Source organism: Prosthecobacter sp. (genome assembly GCF_044236155.1).
In the GTDB taxonomy this organism is placed as follows: domain Bacteria; phylum Verrucomicrobiota; class Verrucomicrobiia; order Verrucomicrobiales; family Verrucomicrobiaceae; genus Prosthecobacter.
The window spans coordinates 1-18,945 of sequence record NZ_JBIIHA010000059.1; the positions used below are offsets into that span (position 1 = coordinate 1).

Annotated in this window: 10 protein-coding genes and 1 tRNA gene; 6 read left to right on the plus strand and 5 right to left on the minus strand. The window is 61.0% G+C overall.

What is annotated here, in order from left to right; genetic code table 11:
• Positions 1-78: 78 nt before the first annotated feature.
• From carA to ACILSE_RS22855, 3 genes are all read right to left on the minus strand, one after another.
• On the minus strand, positions 79-1,248 hold the full coding sequence (gene carA / locus ACILSE_RS22845; RefSeq protein WP_395719760.1) for a glutamine-hydrolyzing carbamoyl-phosphate synthase small subunit: 1,170 nt from the start codon (positions 1,246-1,248) through the stop codon (positions 79-81).
• A gap of 69 nt (positions 1,249-1,317) precedes the next feature.
• The gene (gene metG, locus ACILSE_RS22850; protein ID WP_395719761.1) at positions 1,318-2,889 is read right to left on the minus strand and encodes a methionine--tRNA ligase; all 1,572 of its coding nucleotides are present in this window, start codon (positions 2,887-2,889) and stop codon (positions 1,318-1,320) included.
• Positions 2,890-3,014: 125 nt separating this feature from the next.
• Entirely contained in the window at positions 3,015-6,701 is a 3,687-nt protein-coding gene (locus tag ACILSE_RS22855; protein ID WP_395719762.1) for a c-type cytochrome domain-containing protein, read from the minus strand.
• 172 nt (positions 6,702-6,873) lie between these two features.
• On the opposite strand from ACILSE_RS22855, the gene ACILSE_RS22860 reads away from it, so the two are divergent.
• A complete protein-coding gene (locus ACILSE_RS22860; protein ID WP_395719763.1) occupies positions 6,874-7,845 on the plus strand; it encodes a sugar phosphate isomerase/epimerase family protein in 972 nt (323 codons plus the stop codon).
• Between the two features lie 38 nt (positions 7,846-7,883).
• Entirely contained in the window at positions 7,884-8,423 is a 540-nt protein-coding gene (locus tag ACILSE_RS22865; RefSeq protein ID WP_395719764.1) for a PH domain-containing protein, read from the plus strand.
• Between the two features lie 99 nt (positions 8,424-8,522).
• Here ACILSE_RS22865 and ACILSE_RS22870 read toward each other — a convergent pair whose 3' ends face one another.
• The gene (locus tag ACILSE_RS22870) at positions 8,523-9,005 is read right to left on the minus strand and encodes a hypothetical protein (RefSeq protein WP_395719765.1); all 483 of its coding nucleotides are present in this window, start codon (positions 9,003-9,005) and stop codon (positions 8,523-8,525) included.
• A gap of 66 nt (positions 9,006-9,071) precedes the next feature.
• Here ACILSE_RS22870 and hflX point away from each other — a divergent pair, with 66 nt between their 5' ends.
• From hflX to ACILSE_RS22885, 3 genes are all read left to right on the plus strand, one after another.
• Complete coding sequence (hflX, locus tag ACILSE_RS22875) at positions 9,072-10,403, plus strand: GTPase HflX (protein WP_395719766.1); 1,332 nt, start codon at positions 9,072-9,074, stop codon at positions 10,401-10,403.
• Between the two features lie 33 nt (positions 10,404-10,436).
• Positions 10,437-11,210, plus strand: a complete 774-nt coding sequence (locus tag ACILSE_RS22880) for an SDR family NAD(P)-dependent oxidoreductase (protein ID WP_395719767.1) — start codon at positions 10,437-10,439, stop codon at positions 11,208-11,210.
• A gap of 69 nt (positions 11,211-11,279) precedes the next feature.
• A tRNA-Arg gene (locus tag ACILSE_RS22885) sits at positions 11,280-11,351 on the plus strand.
• 365 nt (positions 11,352-11,716) lie between these two features.
• Here ACILSE_RS22885 and ACILSE_RS22890 read toward each other — a convergent pair.
• The gene (locus ACILSE_RS22890; RefSeq protein ID WP_395719768.1) at positions 11,717-12,178 is read right to left on the minus strand and encodes an IS5 family transposase; all 462 of its coding nucleotides are present in this window, start codon (positions 12,176-12,178) and stop codon (positions 11,717-11,719) included.
• 510 nt (positions 12,179-12,688) lie between these two features.
• Between ACILSE_RS22890 and ACILSE_RS22895 the strand changes: the two genes are divergently transcribed.
• Positions 12,689-18,945 (plus strand): autotransporter-associated beta strand repeat-containing protein (locus ACILSE_RS22895; RefSeq protein WP_395719769.1); only part of this gene is annotated, 6,257 nt, incomplete at its 3' end.

Genomic DNA, 18,945 nt, shown 5'->3' on the forward strand with positions numbered 1-18,945 from the left:
GGTTCGGCTCGCCCCGCCCCTCCCCCACGACCTCGCGCTGCCGCCCCCCCCCCCCCCCCCGCCACTCCGAAGCCGGGATCAACAACCGCGCTCGATCATCGCGGCGAACTCGCCGAAGAAATACTTCGCGTCGTGCGGTCCTGGGGCAGCCTCAGGATGGTACTGCACGCTGAGAATGGGAGCTTCGCGGTGGCGCATGCCTTCGACGGTGCCGTCGTTGAGATTGATGTGCGTGACTTCAACGTTGCTGGGCAACGATGAAGGATCGATGGCGAAACCGTGATTCTGGCTGGTGATGGCAACCTTGCCGTTGCGGAGATCCTTCACCGGCTGGTTGCCGCCACGGTGGCCGAACTTCAGTTTGAAGGTCTTCCCGCCATACGCGTGGCCGAGAATCTGATGCCCGAGGCAGATGGCGAAGATGGGCTTTACGCCGATGAGCTGCTTCACCTCCTTGTGGATGTAATCGAGCGCGGCGGGATCGCCGGGGCCGTTCGAGAGGAAGATGCCGTCAGGATTTTTGGCGAGAACGTCCTTCGCGCTGGTGGTGGCGGGCACCACATCCACGCGGAAGCCAGCCTGGCGCAGGCGGCGCAGGATGTTGCGCTTCACGCCGAAGTCATAAGCCACGATGTGATGCTTGGCAGGCGCCAAAGGATGACGCACGATGCCATCTGGGCCTGCTGCGCGGTTTTGGGACGGGCTCGGGATGTCCCAGTCACCGCTTTCCTTGTCCTCTGGGTCCCAGAGGTAAGGTTTCGCAGTGGTCACTTCCTTCACGAAGTCGCTGCCTTCCATCGGAGCGCTGCTGGCGGCTCGCTTCACGGCTTCCTCGGCGGACATCGCTTCGGAGGTGATCACGGCACGCATCGCGCCGCGGGTGCGCAGATGTTTGGTCAAGGCACGGGTGTCGATGCCTTGGATGCCAGGGATGTTCCATTCTTTCAGCCAGGAACTGAGATCCTGCGTGCTGCGCCAGTTGCTCGGCACATTGCACAGCTCCTCGATGACAAAGCCGCGCACCTGCGGGCGGTCGCTCTCGAAATCGAGCGGGTTCACGCCGTAGTTGCCGATCTGCGTGTAGGTCATCGTCACGATCTGTCCGCGATACGAAGGATCGGTCAAAACCTCCTGATAGCCGGTCATGGAGGTGTTAAAGCAGATTTCGCCGGTGTGAGTGGCCTCGGCGCCGAACGCCGTGCCTTCAAACACCCGGCCGTCTTCGAGGGCGAGGAGGGCTTTCTTCATCAAGTTGCGCCGCTGGTCATAGCCAGAAGGGCGGGGGGCGCAAGGAATGACGTGCGCCCATTTTCAGTCTCACTTTTCCTCCACGATCTCCAACCTCGGGAACAGCGGCACCGGCGCTCCGAGCTGGTGGCCGCTGGGGAGCAGGCCCCACTTCAAATCGCTGACCTTGAAGCCCTGCGGCAGTTCCCAGCCGATTTGCGCACGCGCTGTGACCATCGCCGTCGGCATGATCGGATTCAGCAGCACGCTGACATGCGTGAGCGCTTCGGCGAGATGATAAAGCACGCTGTCGAGCCGTGCGGCCTGCGCAGGATCTTTGGCGAGCGAGAAGGGTTTGGTGCTATCGACGAACGCGTTCGCATGCGTGACGATTTTCCACGCGGCGGCGATGCCTTCGTGGATGTCCCAGCCGTTCATCTTCTCAAGATAAAGCGGTAGGGCCTCGGCGACGGTCTGACGCAGGGCTTGGTTGATCTCGTCATCGTAATCGCCGGGCGTGAGCACCCCGTTACGATACTTTTGCGCCATGTTGATGCTGCGGTTGAGCAGATTGCCCAATCCGCCAGCCAGCTCCTTGTTGTAGCTCATGATGATGCGTTCATCGCTGAAATCGGCGTCGTAGCCGGTCGCTATGTCACGCATGAGGTAATAACGCAGGCCGTCGGGCGTGAAGGTGCCGGAGAGCACGTTTGGGTCGATCACGTTGCCGAGACTCTTGCTCATCTTGGCCCCTTTCACGTTCCACCAGCCGTGAACGATGAGGCGCGGGATCTCATCGTCGCTGAAACCGAGAGCGTGCAGCATGATCGGCCAATAAACGGCATGCGCGGGAACGAGGATGTCCTTGCCGATCAAGTGCGCGTCGGCGGGCCAGAGTTTTTCGAACTGCGGCAGTCCGGTGTTGCCGGCTTCATCGGCCATGTAACCGGCGAAGCTGACATAGTTCACCAGCGCATCGAACCAGACGTAGTTTACGAACTTTTCGTCGAAGGGCAGGGGGATACCCCAGCTCAAACGTTCGATCGGACGGCTGATGCAAAGGTCCTGCGCCGCTCCGTCGAGCGAGTTCAGCACGTCATTCGCGCGATGCGGCGGGTAGATGAAGTCCGGGTGGCTGCGGATGTGGTTCTTCAGCCATTCGACATGCTCGCTGAGGCGGAAATACCAGTTCTCCTCCTGGAGTTCGACGACTTCACCCCATTCTTCGCCGTATTGGCCGTCGGGGCCGCGTTCCTTGTCGGTGAGGAACTGCTCCTGGCGGACGGAGTAGAAGCCCGCGTAGCTCTTTTTGTAGAGCTGGCCGCAATCGTGCAGCTTTTGCAGGATGGCCTGGACCACGCGCTTGTGTTTGATGTCCGTGGTGGCCGCCCAGCCGTCGTAACGCACGTTCAGCTTGTCCCAGAGTGCCGTGAAATGCTGCGTCACGCCATCCACAAACTCCTGCGGCGTCTGCCCGGCCTTTTCGGCGCTCTTCTGCACCTTCTGGCCGTGCTGATCCACGCCGGTGAGGAAATACACCTCGCGTCCATTCAGCTGCTGAAAGCGCGCCATGACATCTGCCAGCACCTTCTCATACGCGTGACCGATGTGCGGCGCGGCATTGGTGTAATCGATGGCGGTGGTGATGTAGTAGGGTTTCACAGGGGATAAAAGGAGCGCGGATGATGGCCCGGATTGTTGAGGGGGCAAGGTGAAGGAGGATAACAAAAAATGGGGGCCGTCTGGCCCCCATTCTGGATCGGAATGAATTGAAGGAGCGCGCGGGGCTATTTCGGCAGCATTGTGAAATACTGATCCGTCATCTGCTTCACCTTCGTGCGCATGGGCTCGAGCTGGGGCTGAAGCTTGGCGAGTTCGGCGGTGGCCTCGGCGATGATCTTGTCCTTCTCGGGGATTTCTTTCGTGGCAGCGGCGATGGCGGCCTCGGCGTCGGATTTCTTCTTCTTCGCTCCTTCAAAGTCGGTGTTCGCCTTCGCGACCTCAGCTTTCTTCGCGTCGAGCACCTTCTGTTCGGCGTCGAGCTTGCCATGAGCGGCGGCGTAGGCCTGCTCAAGTGGTGGCAGCGCTGCCTTGGCCGCTGCAATGGCGGCGTTGAGCGGGGCGATCTTGGCGGCGGTGTCCTTTTCGATGTTCGCGGGCGCTGCCTGTTTTTCGGCAAGAGCCTTGGACTGGGCCTCGATCTCCTTATGGATGGCGTCGCGTTGGCCGATGAGAGGCGCGGCCTGCTTTGCGGCGGCTGCGAATTCGTTCTTCGCATTGACGGCCTGCTGAGCGGTCTGCTTGGCGGCGCTACCAGCCTTGCTGGCGGCGGTCATGGCCTCATTGTTGGCTTTCTGCGCGGCGGCGAAATTTTGCGTGGCACTGGTCTTGGCGGCTTTTTTCGCTTCCAGGTCCTTCAGAGCGTTCGCCACGGCGGCGTCGAGGTCAGCGGCGGCTTTTTCCGCAGCGGCGAGTTTTGCCTTCGTGTCGTTCACGGCCTGCTCAAGCTGCGGGGTGGCCTGATTTTTGGCCTTGGCGTCGGCGAGGGCTTTTTCAGCGGCTGCAACGGCCTGCTTGGCGGGATTCACCGCCTGCTTGCTGGCGTTGGCCTTGCCACGCGTTTCGTTGACGAGCTTGTCGGCGGTTTGAAGAGCGGTGTTGGCGGCGGTGGCAGCGGTTTCGGCCTCTTTTTGTGCTTTCGCTTTGGCGGCGGCTTCCGTCGCAGTCGCATCGGCGGCTTTTTTGGCTTCAGCGGCGGCCACGTCGGCCTTCGCGAGTTTTTCCTTCTTTGCCTGCAAATTCTTTTCAGGCGCGGCGGCCTTGGCACTGGCGTCGGCGAGTGCCTTCTTCTTTGTCTCGATCACTTTGGCGATTTCTTCGGCGGATTTCTTCGCGGCGGCGATGGCTTCGTCCTTGGCCTTGTTCGCGGCGGCGATTTCGGCCTCCTTGGTGGTGATGATCTGCTTCTGCTCGTTCACTTTGGCGGCGGCGGCGGCATCGGCCTCACGCGTGGGCTTGATGGCGGCATCGAGCGCGGCTTGTTCCCCCTGGAATTTCTTCAAAGCAGCTTCAAGACCCGGCTGTGCGGCGGTGGATTCGGCGATGGCCTTCTTGCTGTCTTCGATGCGCTTCGTTGCGGCGACCTTGGCGGCCTCGGCGTCTTTTTTGGCCTCGGTGAAGTCGTTGAAGTCTTCTTCAAGTTTCGCGAGTTTTTCCTTTTCGGCGAGCACGCCGGTATTGAATTGGGCTGCCTTGAGAGCGGTGGGCATTTTTTGCAGGATGCCGATCTCGTCACTGGCGGCCTTGGCGGCGGTTTGAGCGGCGGCGAGGGCGGTTTTGCCTGCTGTGACGTTGCCTTCGGCTCCCTTGATGCGGTCCGGGCCTGCTTTGACCAGCGCGGGAAGCTTGGGCAGCTCGGCTTTCTTCGCCGCGATGCCGTCGGCGGTGGCTTTGATCTTGGCGTCTGTGTCAGCGATCAATTTGTCGAGATCGGCGACCGGCGCGGGCGCGGCACCGAGTTCGGCCTTCGCTTTGGCGATGGCGGCGGCGAGTTGGTCGGCCTTGGCCTTGTTTGGCGCGATTTTCTGCTGCTCAGCCTTCGCGGCTGCGAGTTTGCCTTCAAGTTCCTTCACTTTGGCTGTGAGGGCGGCGTCTCCGGCTTTGGCAGCGAGTTCTTTTTTCGCTCCTTCGAGAGCTGCGGTTGTGTCGGCCACGGCTTTGTCCGCGGCGGGCAGCTTGGCGGCCTCGGCGGCGATGGGAGCGAGTTCTTTTTCCTGGGCGGCGATCTTCGCGGATTTTTCGCCGAAGGCTTTGATGGCGGCATTGCGCGCTTCTTTGTCCTTCGCGGCTTTTTCGCGGGCGGCTTTGAGCGCGGCGACAGCTTTCTCGTCGTTGGCGATCTCACCGGGCAAATTTTTGCTGCGAGCTTCAGTGGCGGCGACTTCGGCGCGGGTCTTGTTGAGCGCCTCTTCGCGTGCCTTGGCGTCGGCCTCGGCTTTTTTCACCGCTTCCTGCAAGGAGGGCAGTTTCGCGTTGAGCTCGGCCATGCGCTGCTCGGCTTGGACGATGCGCTGGGCGATTTGCGATGGGTTGCTAGAGAGGCGGCCATTTTCGGTCATGGCGGCGGCGGTGATGTTCCAATCGATGATTTCTCCGCGCCAGTTGGCCGAGACGGCTGCCTTGGAATCGTGAAGCGCGACGACTTTGGTGACGATGTCGCCCTGGCTTGGTGCCTCGCCTAGCTTGTTGCCGTTGATGTCCCATACACGCACAAGGCCGTCGTTGCCTGCGGAGACGATTTTGCCGTCGGGTGTGAAGGAGATGGACTGCACGCCGCCGCCATGCGCGGCCCATTCCTTCACCTTTTTGCCCTCGTTCATCTCCCAGACCATGATGGTGCCGTCCGCGGAGCAGGAGGCGAGGAGGTTCGAGTCGGCGCGCCAGGAGAGATCGACACAGGAGGCCTTGTGCTGGCCGAGGATGTAGAATTCGCCGCCGTTTTCGGCTTCCCAGACCATCACGTTGCCGTTGCGGTCGCTGGTGGCGAGCAGGACACCGTCTGGGCTGAAGGCGGTGCCCATGACCCACTCGGTGTGCTTGCTGATGACGTATTCTTCTTCTCCGGTGGCGGTGTTGTAGCACTTCACCTTTTTCGAGGGGCTGCCGATGACGATGCGTTTGTGGTCGGGGCTGATGTCCGCGGCCATGACCTGGTCGAACTCCTTGCCGACTTCGGTGATGCGTTTGCCGGTCTTCACGTCCCAGACGATGGCGCTGCCGTTTTTGCCGGCGCGACCGCCGCCCATAATGAGCAGGGAGCCGTTGCGGCTGAAGCGCAGGCTGCGGGCGTAGCCCTCGGTGTAAGGGAAGATGCCGGCGAGCTGCCTGGTGTCGGTGTCGTAAAGCAGGACCTGCTTGGGCGCGGCGAGGGCGACGAGCGAGGTCCACGGGCTGGCGGCCATGGCCGTGATGGCGGTGGTGCGCGGCGTGACGACGACGGGCTCGAGCAAAACGTGCTCAGGCTTCGCGATGGGCCCCTCCGGCTTGCCGCTGGTGACTGCGACGGCCATGTCCACCTTCGGTTTCGCGGACTTTTTGGCGATGGAGGACTTTGTTTCGAGAACGCCTCCCTTGACCCAGGCGGCGAGGAGATCGAGTTCCTTCGTGCCGAGAGGAGCGCCTTCCGGCGGCATGAAAGGCTCTTCTTTTTTCGCACAGGTCGTCCACAGGCGGCTGCCATCGACATTGCCGGGATCGACGACCGCGCCGCCGCCGCCGCCGGTCATGAGGGCGGCGAAGCTGGTAAGATCGAGGTCGCCCTTCTTTTTGTCGGGATTGTGGCAGGAGAAGCATTTGTTCTCCAGCAGGGGGCGGATGTGGTCCTGATAGGTGATTTTTTCGCCGCCTTCCTGGGCATGAAGGGACACTGCGGCGAGGGCCGCGCAAGTCAGCGAGAGGGTGGTTTTGGGCATCATAGGGGGATGGTGAGGGAACTACGCCGGATGAGGGTGCGGACTTTCGCGCCAGAAGGGGCTGGAATTTCGAAACCCGCCCTCACTGTCGTGCATACGCTTTACAAAGGCGCGTGGAAAATTCTTCTGGAGGTTTCGCACGACCGCACGCCATAATGCCCGCCGTTACCACTCCATGAGCACCAGCATCTCCTCCCGCCGCCAGTTTTTCCAATTCGCCGCCACCGCCGCTATCGCCACCGCCGGCTCACGTTTCGCGCTGGCCGCGGGGAAGGAGCCTCCGTTCAAGGTTTCGCTCGCTGAATGGTCGCTGAACAAAGGGATTTTTGGCAAAGGCAACGCGGAGCGTCATGAGCACCTCGATTTCTGCAAGATCGCCCGCAGCCTCGGCATCGACGGCGTGGAGTACGTGAACCAGATGTTTTTCGACAAGGCGACGGATGCGGCCTACCTCGGCGAGATGAAAAAACGCCAGGATGGCGAAGGCGTGAAGGGTCTGCTCATCATGTGCGACCGCGAGGGCAATCTTGGCGATCCTGATGAGGCCAAGCGCGCGAAGACCGTCGAAAACCACCTCAAGTGGCTCGACGCCGCCGCCACGCTCGGCTGCCACAGCATCCGCGTGAACGCCGCCAGCGATCCCAAATTGACCTGGGACGAGCAAATGAAGCTCGCCGCCGACGGTTTGCATCGCCTCTGCGTCGAGGGCGACAAGCGCGGCCTTTATGTCGTGGTCGAAAATCATGGCGGCCTTTCCAGCAACGGCCTCTGGCTCACCGGCGTGATGAAAGCCGCGGACCACACCCGCGTCGGCATCCTGCCGGACTTTGGCAATTTCTACACCGACCGCAACAAGGGCGAGCTTTACAATCCCTACAAAGGCATGCGCGAGTTCATGCCGTGGGTGAAGCAGGCCGTCAGCGCGAAGGCTTACGATTGGGACACTGGCGCCGGCAAATTCTACACCGAGGACCGCCGCGAAGGCCGCGAGGTCACGCTCGATTTCCAGCGTCTCATCGAGATCGTCGTCAAGGCCGGCTACAAAGGCTGCATCGGCATTGAATACGAAGGCGACAAGCACACCGAGATCGAGGGCATCAAACGCACCAAGCAGGCTCTTGATGAGATCGCGGCGCTGCTGACCTGATTTTTTCCATCCCTCCAACACTCCACCGCATCCCCATCATGCCCACCGAAGACGCTCTCATCACTCCCGCTGGCGCGGAAACCACGCTCTGGTCCGGCCACACCTCCCAGTGGGTCCATTTCTGGTATTACTTCCTCTGCGTGCTGCTTGCCGGGGCCATCGCTGTGGGGGCCACGGTTCTCGCGCTTCCGACCGGGGCGCTGAGTTACGCCGCCCTCATCATTCCCGTGATCATGTGGCTGATCCGCTGGTGGGTCACGAAATGCACCACCTACGAGATCACCACACAGCGCCTGCGCATCCGCACCGGCGTGCTCAACAAGCGTGTCGATGAGCTGGAGCTCTTCCGGGTGCGTGACTACAGCATGGAGCAACCCTTGCTGCTGCGTCTCGTCGGCCTTGGAAACCTCACCATGGTCACCTCCGACGCCACCACGCCGACAGTGGCGATGAAAGCCATTCCCGAGGTCGAGGCCGTCCGCGAAAAACTCCGCACCGCCGTCCAGGCCGAACGCGACCGCAAACGCGTCCGCCAGCTCGACGTGGACAATGTGGAGGATGGTGCCGGGCTGAAGTAAGCCACGGATCAACGGTCAAGGATCCTCAAGAAGGTCCAGAGCCGAGCTTCAAACCGGTGGGACGCCTGACTTCTTGACCGGCCTCAGTTGTCCGCTGCCTCACTTTTCTTCCACCACGCTGGTTTTGCCATCCTTCGACTCAATACGAAGTTTCAGGCGGCCGAATTCCTTCTTGTAGCTCCAGCCGACCTCGGCCCGCCATGTGGTGGCGCTGGATTGCTGGAGCGTGCGAAGTTGCAGCACAAAAGCGGCCAGTCGTGTTTCGGGATCGGCGATGATGTGGTCCGGTGGTACGTCCTTCAGGAGGAAGGCGTTGACGAATTTGAGCTTCAGATCGGCAAATCGCGCGGTGAAGGCATCGGACGCGGGCGTCATGCCGTCGCGGTTGATCTCGCCCAGCACGATGGAGTAGCTCTTGGCCACGCCGGGATTTGGATCTGGCAGTTGGGCGATGAGATGACGCAACGCGGCCTCCCCGGCTTCGCATTCATATAGATTGAGCGGCAGCCTGGCCGTGTCGGACGAGTCGCACGCGGCAAGTCCGAGGCATAGGGCGGCGAAAAGGGCGGTTCGGCGTGTCATGATGGCGTTCATGGCATGGAATACACGGCTTGGCAACGTGCCGCCGCTCGCCATGCTCCGGCGCACATGTTCGATATCCGTGAAAAGCCCAACATGGTCGAGCGCGCCTTCCTTATCGGCGCGTACTTTGACCGTCGTGAAAAACAGGTGGCATCCGACCTCCTGGACGAGCTGCGCGAGCTCGTGGGCACGCTCGGCATCGAAGTCATCGGCTGCGAACTCGTCTATGCGCGCGAACACACCGCCCGTTATCTTATTGGTAGCGGCAAGTCGGCAGAGCTGATGAAGCAGGCGAAGGAGTTGGGGGCCGACTGCATCGTGTGGGACAACGAGCTCAGCCCCGCGCAGCAACGTGCGTGGGAAAGCGAGGGTGACATCTGCGTGATCGACCGCCACGAGGTCATTCTCGACATTTTCAACATGCGCGCCAAGACACGTGAAGCGCGGCTGCAGGTCGAACTGGCCCGGCTGGAGTATTCGATTCCACGGCTGACGCGAATGTGGGCGCATCTTGACCGCCAGGGCGGTGGCGCAGGCGGCGGGCAAGGCGGAGCGGGCGCGGCGCGTGGTGAGGGTGAGACGCAGCTCGAAGTGGACCGCCGCCTTGCCAGCAAGCGTCTCGACAAGCTGCGCGCCGATCTCGAAGAGGTGAAAAAACAACGCGACACGATGCGCAAGGAGCGCAGCCGCGTTCCCGTGCCGCACGCGGCCATTGTCGGCTACACCAATGCTGGAAAATCCTCGCTGCTGAACAAACTGACCGCGGCGGACGCTTATGTGGAGAACAAGCTCTTCGCCACGCTGGACACCACGACGCGGCGCATGGAGCTGCCGGACGGTCAGCCGTTGCTGATCACCGACACCGTCGGCTTCATCCGCAACCTGCCGCACGACCTGGTGCAGTCCTTCCGCGCCACGCTGGAAGAGGCAAACCAGGCGGACTTTCTCATCCACGTCATCGATGCCAGCTCACCGCAGGCGTCGGAATTTTATCAGACCACCACCAAGGTGCTGGGCGAGCTCGGCGCTGGGGATAAAAAGGTGCTGCTGGTGCTCAACAAGGTCGATTTGATCGACGATACGCGGCTACTGGAGCTGAAACGCGAATTTCCGGACGCGGTGACCATTTCTGTCAAAACCGGCCAGGGCATGGACGACCTGCTGCACCGTCTGCACGACTTCATGATCGACCGCGTGGTGCGTTTGTCGCTCAGCCTGCCTTTGGATCGCATGGACCTCGTCGCTTTGGCCCATCAGGAGGGCAAAGTGCTCAGCGAGGACTACGAAACCGGCCGCGCCGAGATTCAGTGCGTGATTCCCAAGCGGTTGGAGAGCCGGTTCGCTGCCTTTTTGCCCCAGACGCCAGAATTGGATGGTCGAAAAAGGGGAAAGAAGTAAAAAAGCTCGTTCATCCGCAGTTTTTTGTCACTCATGTTCTCACTCGCCAGCAAAACCGTCATCATCACCGGCGCCGGATCGGGCATCGGCCAGGCCATCGCCATTCTTTTCGCCAAACAAGGGGCGCACGTGGAAGTCTTCGACCTCAAGCAGGAGTCCGCGCAGGAAACGGTGGATCAAATCAAGGCCGCGGGAGGCAGCGCGAACGCTACGGGCTGCGATGTGGGCAATTATGCTAGCGTGAAGGCGCTGTTCGATGCCGTGGCCGCGAAACACGGCAAGATCGACATTTTGGTGAACAACGCCGGTATCGCCCACATCGGCACCGCCTTGACCACCACCGAGGAGGACATGGACCGCCTGCATCGGGTGAACATCAAAGGCGTGCATGCCTGTGCTCAGGCCGCCCTGGCACACATGACCGTCCGCAAAAACGGTGTCATCCTCAACATGTGCTCCATCGCCGCCCAAATCGGCCTCGCCGACCGGTTTGCCTACTCGATGACCAAGGGGGCGGTTCTGATGATGACTTACTCAATTGCAAAGGATTACATCAAGGACGGTATCCGCTGCAACTGCATCGCCCCCGCCCGCGTCCACACCCCGTTTGTGGATGGTTATCTCGCCAAAACCTATCCCGGCCGCGAAGAAGAGATGTTCCAGAAGCTCAGCGAGGCGCAGCCCATCGGCCGGATGGCCAAACCCGACGAAATCGCCGCCCTGGCGCTCTATTTGTGCAGTGACGAGGCCTCCTTCGCTACCGGCACGAACTACACGCTCGACGGCGGCGCCGTGAATTTGAGGTGAGAATCCGCCATTGCTAAATCTCGAGGTTGAAACCAACTCCTTCCGGTGGAAATGCCCCCCCGGCCCAAAGTCCCCGTAGTTCAATGGATAGAACGAGGGTTTCCTAAACTCTAAATGCAGGTTCGATTCCTGCCGGGGATATGGCTGGCAGGGCACGAACTGAGTGCTAGGGTGGCACGATACGCCAATCCAACGCCTTAGGCCGTGTTTAAAAACCCTCGACAGTCCTGGCGAAGCCGGTCGATGACGGAAGCAAACTGAATGAGAGCCAGGAAGTGGGAGGCAAGTTTGTCGCGGCGCGTGCTTGCTGAGGCCCAGCGCTTCAGGCGGCAGAAGTAGTTCTCCACCTTGTAGCGCTGACGATAGAGCTTCTTGTTGAGCCCGCGCTTCTTGCGGCGGTTGGACTTGCTGGGAATGCAATGAGAGGCTCCAAGCTGCTCAAGTTGTTGACGGAGAGGGTCGCTGTCGAAGCCGTTGCCTCGGCTTCGCCTCGCCCTGCGGGCAGCCTACGGCTGGCTGTCTCGCTGCGCTCGGCTGTCTCCCACCACCATCAGCCCCTCAGGGGCTTCGAGCAACGGGATGACGTATTTGCCCTCGTAAGCCTGGCCTTCGATGAGCAACAGCCTCACTGGCAGACCACGACCGTCGGTCAGCGCCATGATCTTGGTGTTGCGTCCGCCACGCGTGCGGCCCATCGCCTGCTTCCGAGCTCCTCCGGCGGGATTGGCTGCGCATTGGTCCACCAGCACATGGGTGCCATCGACCAGTCGGATCCTGCTTTTGGCACCAGCCGCCAATCGGCGCAGCAGCCGCTCCCAGATGCCTTGCCGAGCCAGCCGCTGATACCAGCCATAGATCGTGCGCCAAGGGACGAAGCCATCAGGCAGGTCACGCCAAGGTCCTGCATTTCTCAGCCGGTAGAACAGCGCATCGAGCACCATGTCCAATCCTGCTGGGGGGGCTGCCACCCAGCTTCAGACCACCATTTTTTTGAGCCGCTCTTTGAGCGCCCCCCCCTAGGCAAAGCGTTGTGTTTTCATCGACTCTGCCCTTCCCGCCATCACTACCGATTTGCCTATCAGCAGGCTTTCAAACACGGCATAATGTTTTGAGAACTTTTCGGTGTTAAAAATTAGGTTTAATGCCGATGAAGGTTGCTGGGGATACAAGTAACTCAAAGCACTGATTTTGAACGCTCAAAGTTTTTTTTTTGCTTAATGCAAAAAGTATTGTCGGATTGGCTTCGTTTGTGATTTAATTCGAAAGCAGCTTTCATGTTTACCAACCATTGTTCGGATATTTGCAGCCCTGTCTGTGAATCATCCGCCACGCTTGTCAGTGGCGGAGCCGTGTCCCCATGCATGCTGGTGAATGCCACAAAATGGTCCGCCCTGAAGATTCTGGATCCAAGGATTTCAACATCCGCTGCAAACTGATCGATGCCTTTTTTCTCCCGTCTTTCCGCCCCTGAAAATCTTATGAAAACACTCCGCAAACACCGCCAACTGCTCGGCTGGTTCATGGCATGCCTCATGGTTTGCTACCTGCCAGGGCCCGTGCTTGGGGCGACACTCACTTGGGACAGCACGGGCAATGCCACGGTTGGAACCGACGGCGACGGCACTTGGGATCTCACCAATACCAATTGGGCGGATGATGGCGTGGCCAACTTCATTTGGAACAACCTCACTCCCGACGACGCCATCTTCGGCTCCGGCGGCACTGGTGGAGTCATCACGCTGGGGGCGAACATCACGGTGGGAACCCTCACGTTCAATTCAGTGGCTGCGACCACGTACACCATCTCGCCGACGGCTGCTGAAACGCTAACGATCAATGGCGGAATCACAGCAAACGAATCGGCGCTGATCACAGCAAACACGATCTTGGGCGGCGCTCAGAGCTGGACGGTGGCGATGGGCAAGACACTGACGGTCGGCGGCGGCGTGACGAATGGCGCGAATCTGCTGACGATCAACGGCGCGGGGAACACCGTCATCTCGGGCATCATTGGCGCGGGTGCGGGAGGCATCACGCAATCCGGCGCCGGCACGTTGACCGTTTCTGGAGTCAACACCTACAGCGGTACCACGACGGTCAGCAGCGGTATTCTGCGTGCCACCACCAGCGCGTCGGCGCTTGGCACGGGAGCGCTTTCGCTCGGCGGAGGCGACCTGCAATTGGCAGATGACACGGGTTTGAACTTCGCGCGCAACACAACGCTTACTGGCACGGCGACGGTCACAAGTGACCGTCTCACCACCGGTGCTGGTGTCACTCAAGCGCTCGGAACCCTTGCCACTGGGGCGAACACCCTGAATCTGCTGGCCGGTGCCAATGTAACAAGCGGGACTGCGGGCATCACCTTCGGCAACACCACGATTGCATCAGGCGCTGTTTTCGACACCGGAGCGAACACCCTTCTCACACTGGGTGCGCTGCAGACTGCGGGCAATTTCACGAAGCAAGGCAGCGGGATACTCTCCCTAAATACGGCGGCCAATGCCGCGCGGGCCAGTGGCACTGTGACGCTGAGCGCCGGAACGCTGAACGTGGGGGCTGCTTCCGCGCTGGGCACCACGGGCGTCTCTCTGGCGCTCAATGGCGGCTCGCTAAGCCTCAATACCGATGCCACAGTGAATGCTCATGCCGTCACCGTTGGCGGCAACACCACCATCACCTCCAACCGCGCCACCGCCGGGGCCGGCATCACCCATACCTTGGGAACGTTGAGTATCGGTGCCAATACCCTGAGCGTCACCCGCGGCGCGAATGCCACGAGCGGCACCGGCGGAGTCACCGTGGGCGCGGTCACCATGACCGCCACGCCGACCTTTGACGTGCAGACCAATGCCTTGCTGACGACCGGGGTCATCGGTGGCGTGGGCTTCGGTATTAACAAGACAGGAGCTGGACAGTTGACGACGAATCAGGCCAACACTTTCGATGGCGCGGTCACCATCAGCGGCGGCATCTATTCCACCAACAATCTCGCCAGCGGCGGCGGCAATAGCGGTGTTGGTTCCTCGGCCAGCGCGGTGGGTAATCTAATCCTCGACGGCGGCACACTCCAATACACCGGTGCCGTTGTTACCAGCAACCGCATCTTCACCCTCACCCAGAACGGTGGTGGTATTGACGCATCGGGCAGCGCGGCGCTCACCCTGTCTGATGCCACGGCGATGGGGTTCGCCGGCACTGGTGCGCGCACCCTCACGCTCACTGGCGCCAACACCGGCAACAACGCCCTGCTTGCCATCATCGGCGATGGCACGGGTGGAGCCACCTCCATTGCCAAATCCGGCGCGGGACTCTGGGTTCTCGGTGGCGCGAACACCTTCACCGGTGGCGTTTCCGTATCCGGCGGCAACTTGCGGGTCTCCAAAGAGGCGCTCAATGCCGGCGTCACCAATGCCATCACCCTCAGCGGTGGTTCCCTCGACCTTCGCGATGACGGCTCCGGCTTCGGCAATCGCCAGGACATCGTCTTTGGCGACAATGTGACGGTCACCGGCAACACGACCATTTCCGTGGATCGCACCGGCTTGGCCGGTTTTCCGGGTTCCACGGCTCTGAATAAGACGCTTCAGCTTGGCGCTCTAAACATTGGCACCAACACTCTAACCGCGAACAATTTGAACGGCTACGGACTTGAGTTCACCGGCACCACCACCCTCAGCGGTGCACCCTCGACCTTCATCGTCCTTAACCCGACCACCGCCAACACCTCCAACATCGTCGCGGGTCTCGAGTTTGGCGGGCAAGTCACAGGAACGGGAGCGATCAATGTGGGCACTGGCGGCGGCACCGCGGCGGACGGCGGCATCGGCGGCACCGTCTTGTTGTCGAATGGGACCAACGACTTCATCGGGAACATGACGGTGGTTCGCGGTGTCCTCGCCGCCACCAGCGACGGGGCTTTGGGCAATACAGCCAATGACATCAACCTCAGTGCCGCCGGTGCCGGTGCCGTGGCGACCTTCCGCGCGGCGGGCAACATCAACCTCGACGCCGGGCGCGTCATCAGCTTCAACAACACCACTGCCACGAACAACGTCATCGAAGTCGTCCAGGGCAGCACGCTGACGTTGAACTCGGCTTTCGGCGGGACGGCCAATGGTTTTGTGAAGGCTGACAACGGCCTCATGGACATCGCTGTCAGCAACCCTGGCTTCGTTGGCGCGGTCACCGTCAATGCGGGCACGTTGCAATTGAGCAACGCCACGGCGCTTGGCACTACGGCAGCCATCAGCGTTCCGGGCGTTTTCGGGGCCGCAGTGAACTTGAATGGCGTTTCTGTCTCCAACCCCATCACGCTCAATTCCAGCACCACGGTCAACGTCGCCTTGGGCGGTGTGAACTTTGGTGGCCAGCTACGCGGTGCAGCTGGAACTAGCACCACAACAGGTGTTCTTCGAATGGATGCGGACGCCGCTGTCGGAGTCGCAACTGGCGCTACTCTGAACATCAATGGCGGCATCAACAATACCACCATCACGGGCCGAGCTCTCCTTTTCAATACCGAGGGCACAGGCATCATCAATCTCAACAGCAACATGACCGCCGCCACGACGACGGCCAACGAATATTTTAGCTTTCTCAAATACGGCACCGGCACGCTGAACATCACGACGGCGAACACATTCAAGCCGACCAACAACATCACGCTTTTCCAGGGCACCACGAGTTTGAACGGTGCCGGCACGCTGGCGGTTGGCAACACCATCGCCATGACGGTCAATCCTAGTGCCACGCTGACCCTCGACAACAGCGTTACCCAAGTCAACAACCGCCTCGGCAGCAGGCCCATCACGCTCTCGGGTGGTAACCTCAATCTAATCGGTGGTGCCACGAACGTTACGGAAACGATTGGTGCTCCTACCTTTGCTCGCGGCCAGAGCACGATCACGGTGACGGCCGGTGCGGGGCAGGCCAATCTCGTGTTCGGAGCACTCGCCAACAATCCTTCCACCAATATCAACGCCAACCCCGCGCCCTCCGGTGCCACCGCTCTCTTCCGCGGGACCAGCCTCGGAACAGCCGCTGGAGCCGGAATTGCGACCATCGCCTCCACCGGTACCGGCTTCGCGTTTGCCGGTCAGGCCGGTGCCGTTGGAACCACAAACAAGGGTATCATTCCCTGGGCCTTGGTTGACTCCACGGTTAGTGGACTTGGAACTTCCTTTGCCACCGCAGATAGCGCCACCGGCATCCTCCGCCCACTCGTGGTGGGCACGGAAATGGTGACCGGCTCGGTCACGGTGGACACCAACGTCCGTCTTCTCACCGCTCCGGCCGCCATTGACGCCCGCCGTATCAACTCCCTCACGCTGGAAAGCGGTGGTGGCGTCACCATGAAGCCGCTCGACGTTCTTACCATCCAGAGCGGTGGTATTCTGACCAGACCGGGCAACACCGGCATCAGCGGCGGTGTACTCGCCTACCCAGCGGGGGGGGCTCCGCTCATCATCCACACCGTCGGCCTCGCCTCGGACAACACCACCATGACCAGCCTCCTTCAGGGTGGCAACGGCCAGGGAAGCGGCAATATCGCCTTCATCAAGGCAGGCGACGGCATCCTCACCCTCCAGCCCTCCGCCAGTGTGATCCCCGGCGTCAATGGCAACATCGCGGGCGGCCAGACGGTGATCAATCAGGGCACCTTGCGTTTGAACGGCGGCAACAACACCCTCTACTTCAACAATTACCTCAGCCTCGTCGGCGGCACCCTGGACCTGAACGGCACTGCCCAAACCTCCCGGCTCTTCGACGCGGGCTCGACCTTCAATGGTGGCGGCACCATCACGGGTGGTGCAGGTTCGACCTTTGTACACAACCTTGATGCCTTCGACCGCAACTTCTCAGGCATCATCACCGGCTCCGCTGCCTTCCAACGCACGGGCCCGAACACCTATACACTCTTCTCCAACAGCAATACCACGGGCGACATCCTCATCGCGGGTGGTGCCACCGTGATGCGTGATTCCTCTCGTTTCTCCGGCACCACGAACCTTGGCATCAACTACAGCACACTCACGCTGAACAACAACGTCGGCACGATCAACGAAAACGATCGCATCAACGATGCCGCTGCTGTCAACCTGCGTGGCGGCGTGCTCAACTACATTGGGCGCGCTCAGATGGCCACCTCTGAAACCTTCGGTGCCCTCAATGTTGTGCAGGCGGGTTCGACCATCAATGCGCAACACGGCAATGTCGGAGTCAGTTCCTCCCTTCTCACCTTCGGCTCTCTCAACCGGACTGCTGGTTCGGGGGCCACGATCAACTTCGGCAAATTCATTGGCTCGGACATCGGCACCCTCGGTGCCATTGGCAGCAATCCCAATGTCCTATTCACCGCGGCACCGACTCTGACCAACGGCATCATCGGGACTTGGGCGATTGCCAACTACGGCGACTACGCAAGCTACATCCCCGATCTCGGAATCGGTGCCATGGGCCAGGCAGGATACACGCCCTATTCAGCAGGCCTCGCCAGCGGAAACAACCTGCCCAACAACATCTCCAATACCACGGCGGATGTCGCCATCGCTGCGAACACCACCATCGGTGCCCTGCGTCTGGGAACGAACGCTACCCGCAACATCACCTTCACCAACGGCACGGCCTCCGGCGGAACGGATGTGCTCAATCTGGCCATGGGCGGCCTGCTTCGCTCCAATGACAACAACAGCACCAATATCGGCACCGCCACCAACCGCGGCAGGCTTACCACCGGCGGCACGGCCTCATCTGGCAACACCGAGTTGCTGGTCTGGGGCAATCAGAACACGATGGTCATCAACTCCGTCATCGTGGACACAATGACCGCCATTGGCAGCGGCACGGCCACGACCTCGCTGACGAAGTCCGGAGGCTTCACCCTCAGCCTGTCCGGGGCCAATACTTACACTGGCGGCACCATCGTTAGCCAGGGCACCTTGAGGCTCGACGCCGTTGCTGGCAATACGATCGTCATCCCCGCCGCTACGGTGCCGGCCGACGGTTTGGTCATCAATGGCGGCACCGTCACCATGAACCAGTTTGGTGGTCAGATCGCCGCCTCAAATATTGTCACCCTCAATGGCCCCGGCGTTTTGAACCTTGCTGGAGCAAACACCTTGGCCGGATTGGTCTTCAACAACAACGGCGGCGGTAGCACCAACCCCACCGTCAACACCACTTCGGGTGGCTCCGTGCTCAACGGCGGAGCGGCCCTCGGTGGCACGCTGACCTTGAACGGCGGTGTCACCGTCACATCCAGTAACCCGGGCTCCATCGCCACCATTGCGGGTCGCGTCGATCTCGGGGCGAGCAGCCGCAATTTCAACGTCGCCCAAACCATCTGGAACGGCCAAAACGTCTCGGATCTGCAACCCGCCCTTAACATCACCGCCGCCCTGCTCGGCACCGCCGGGCTGACCAAAACCGGCGCAGGCGTCCTCGGCTTCAATGCCCAGAATCCCTACACCGGTAACACCACCGTCTCTGCTGGCACGATCGCCATCACGGCTAACCCGACGGGGGCTTTTGCGGGTGCGCGTAACTCCCAACTCGATCTCGCTAGCGGCACCTTCCTCAATTTGAACGGTGCCAACGCCCTCTTCGGTTCCCTCACCGGGTCCGGTGTGGTCACCAATGCCTCCAGCACTGCCGGTGCCTTGTTGGTCGGTTATGACAACACCAACTCCTCCTTCGCCGGTTCCTTCGCCCGCTTCAGCGCGGCGGCTCCGAA

Bases quoted from the DNA above. Each gene is read 5' to 3' on its own strand.
- ACILSE_RS22855 (WP_395719762.1), bottom strand. From the start codon at position 6,701: ATGATGCCCAAAACCACCCTCTCGCTGACTTGCGCGGCCCTCGCCGCA.
- ACILSE_RS22880 (WP_395719767.1), top strand. From the start codon at position 10,437: ATGTTCTCACTCGCCAGCAAAACCGTCATCATCACCGGCGCCGGATCG.
- carA (WP_395719760.1), bottom strand. From the start codon at position 1,248: ATGAAGAAAGCCCTCCTCGCCCTCGAAGACGGCCGGGTGTTTGAAGGC.
- hflX (WP_395719766.1), top strand. From the start codon at position 9,072: ATGTTCGATATCCGTGAAAAGCCCAACATGGTCGAGCGCGCCTTCCTT.
- ACILSE_RS22860 (WP_395719763.1), top strand. From the start codon at position 6,874: ATGAGCACCAGCATCTCCTCCCGCCGCCAGTTTTTCCAATTCGCCGCC.
- ACILSE_RS22865 (WP_395719764.1), top strand. From the start codon at position 7,884: ATGCCCACCGAAGACGCTCTCATCACTCCCGCTGGCGCGGAAACCACG.
- ACILSE_RS22870 (WP_395719765.1), bottom strand. From the start codon at position 9,005: ATGACACGCCGAACCGCCCTTTTCGCCGCCCTATGCCTCGGACTTGCC.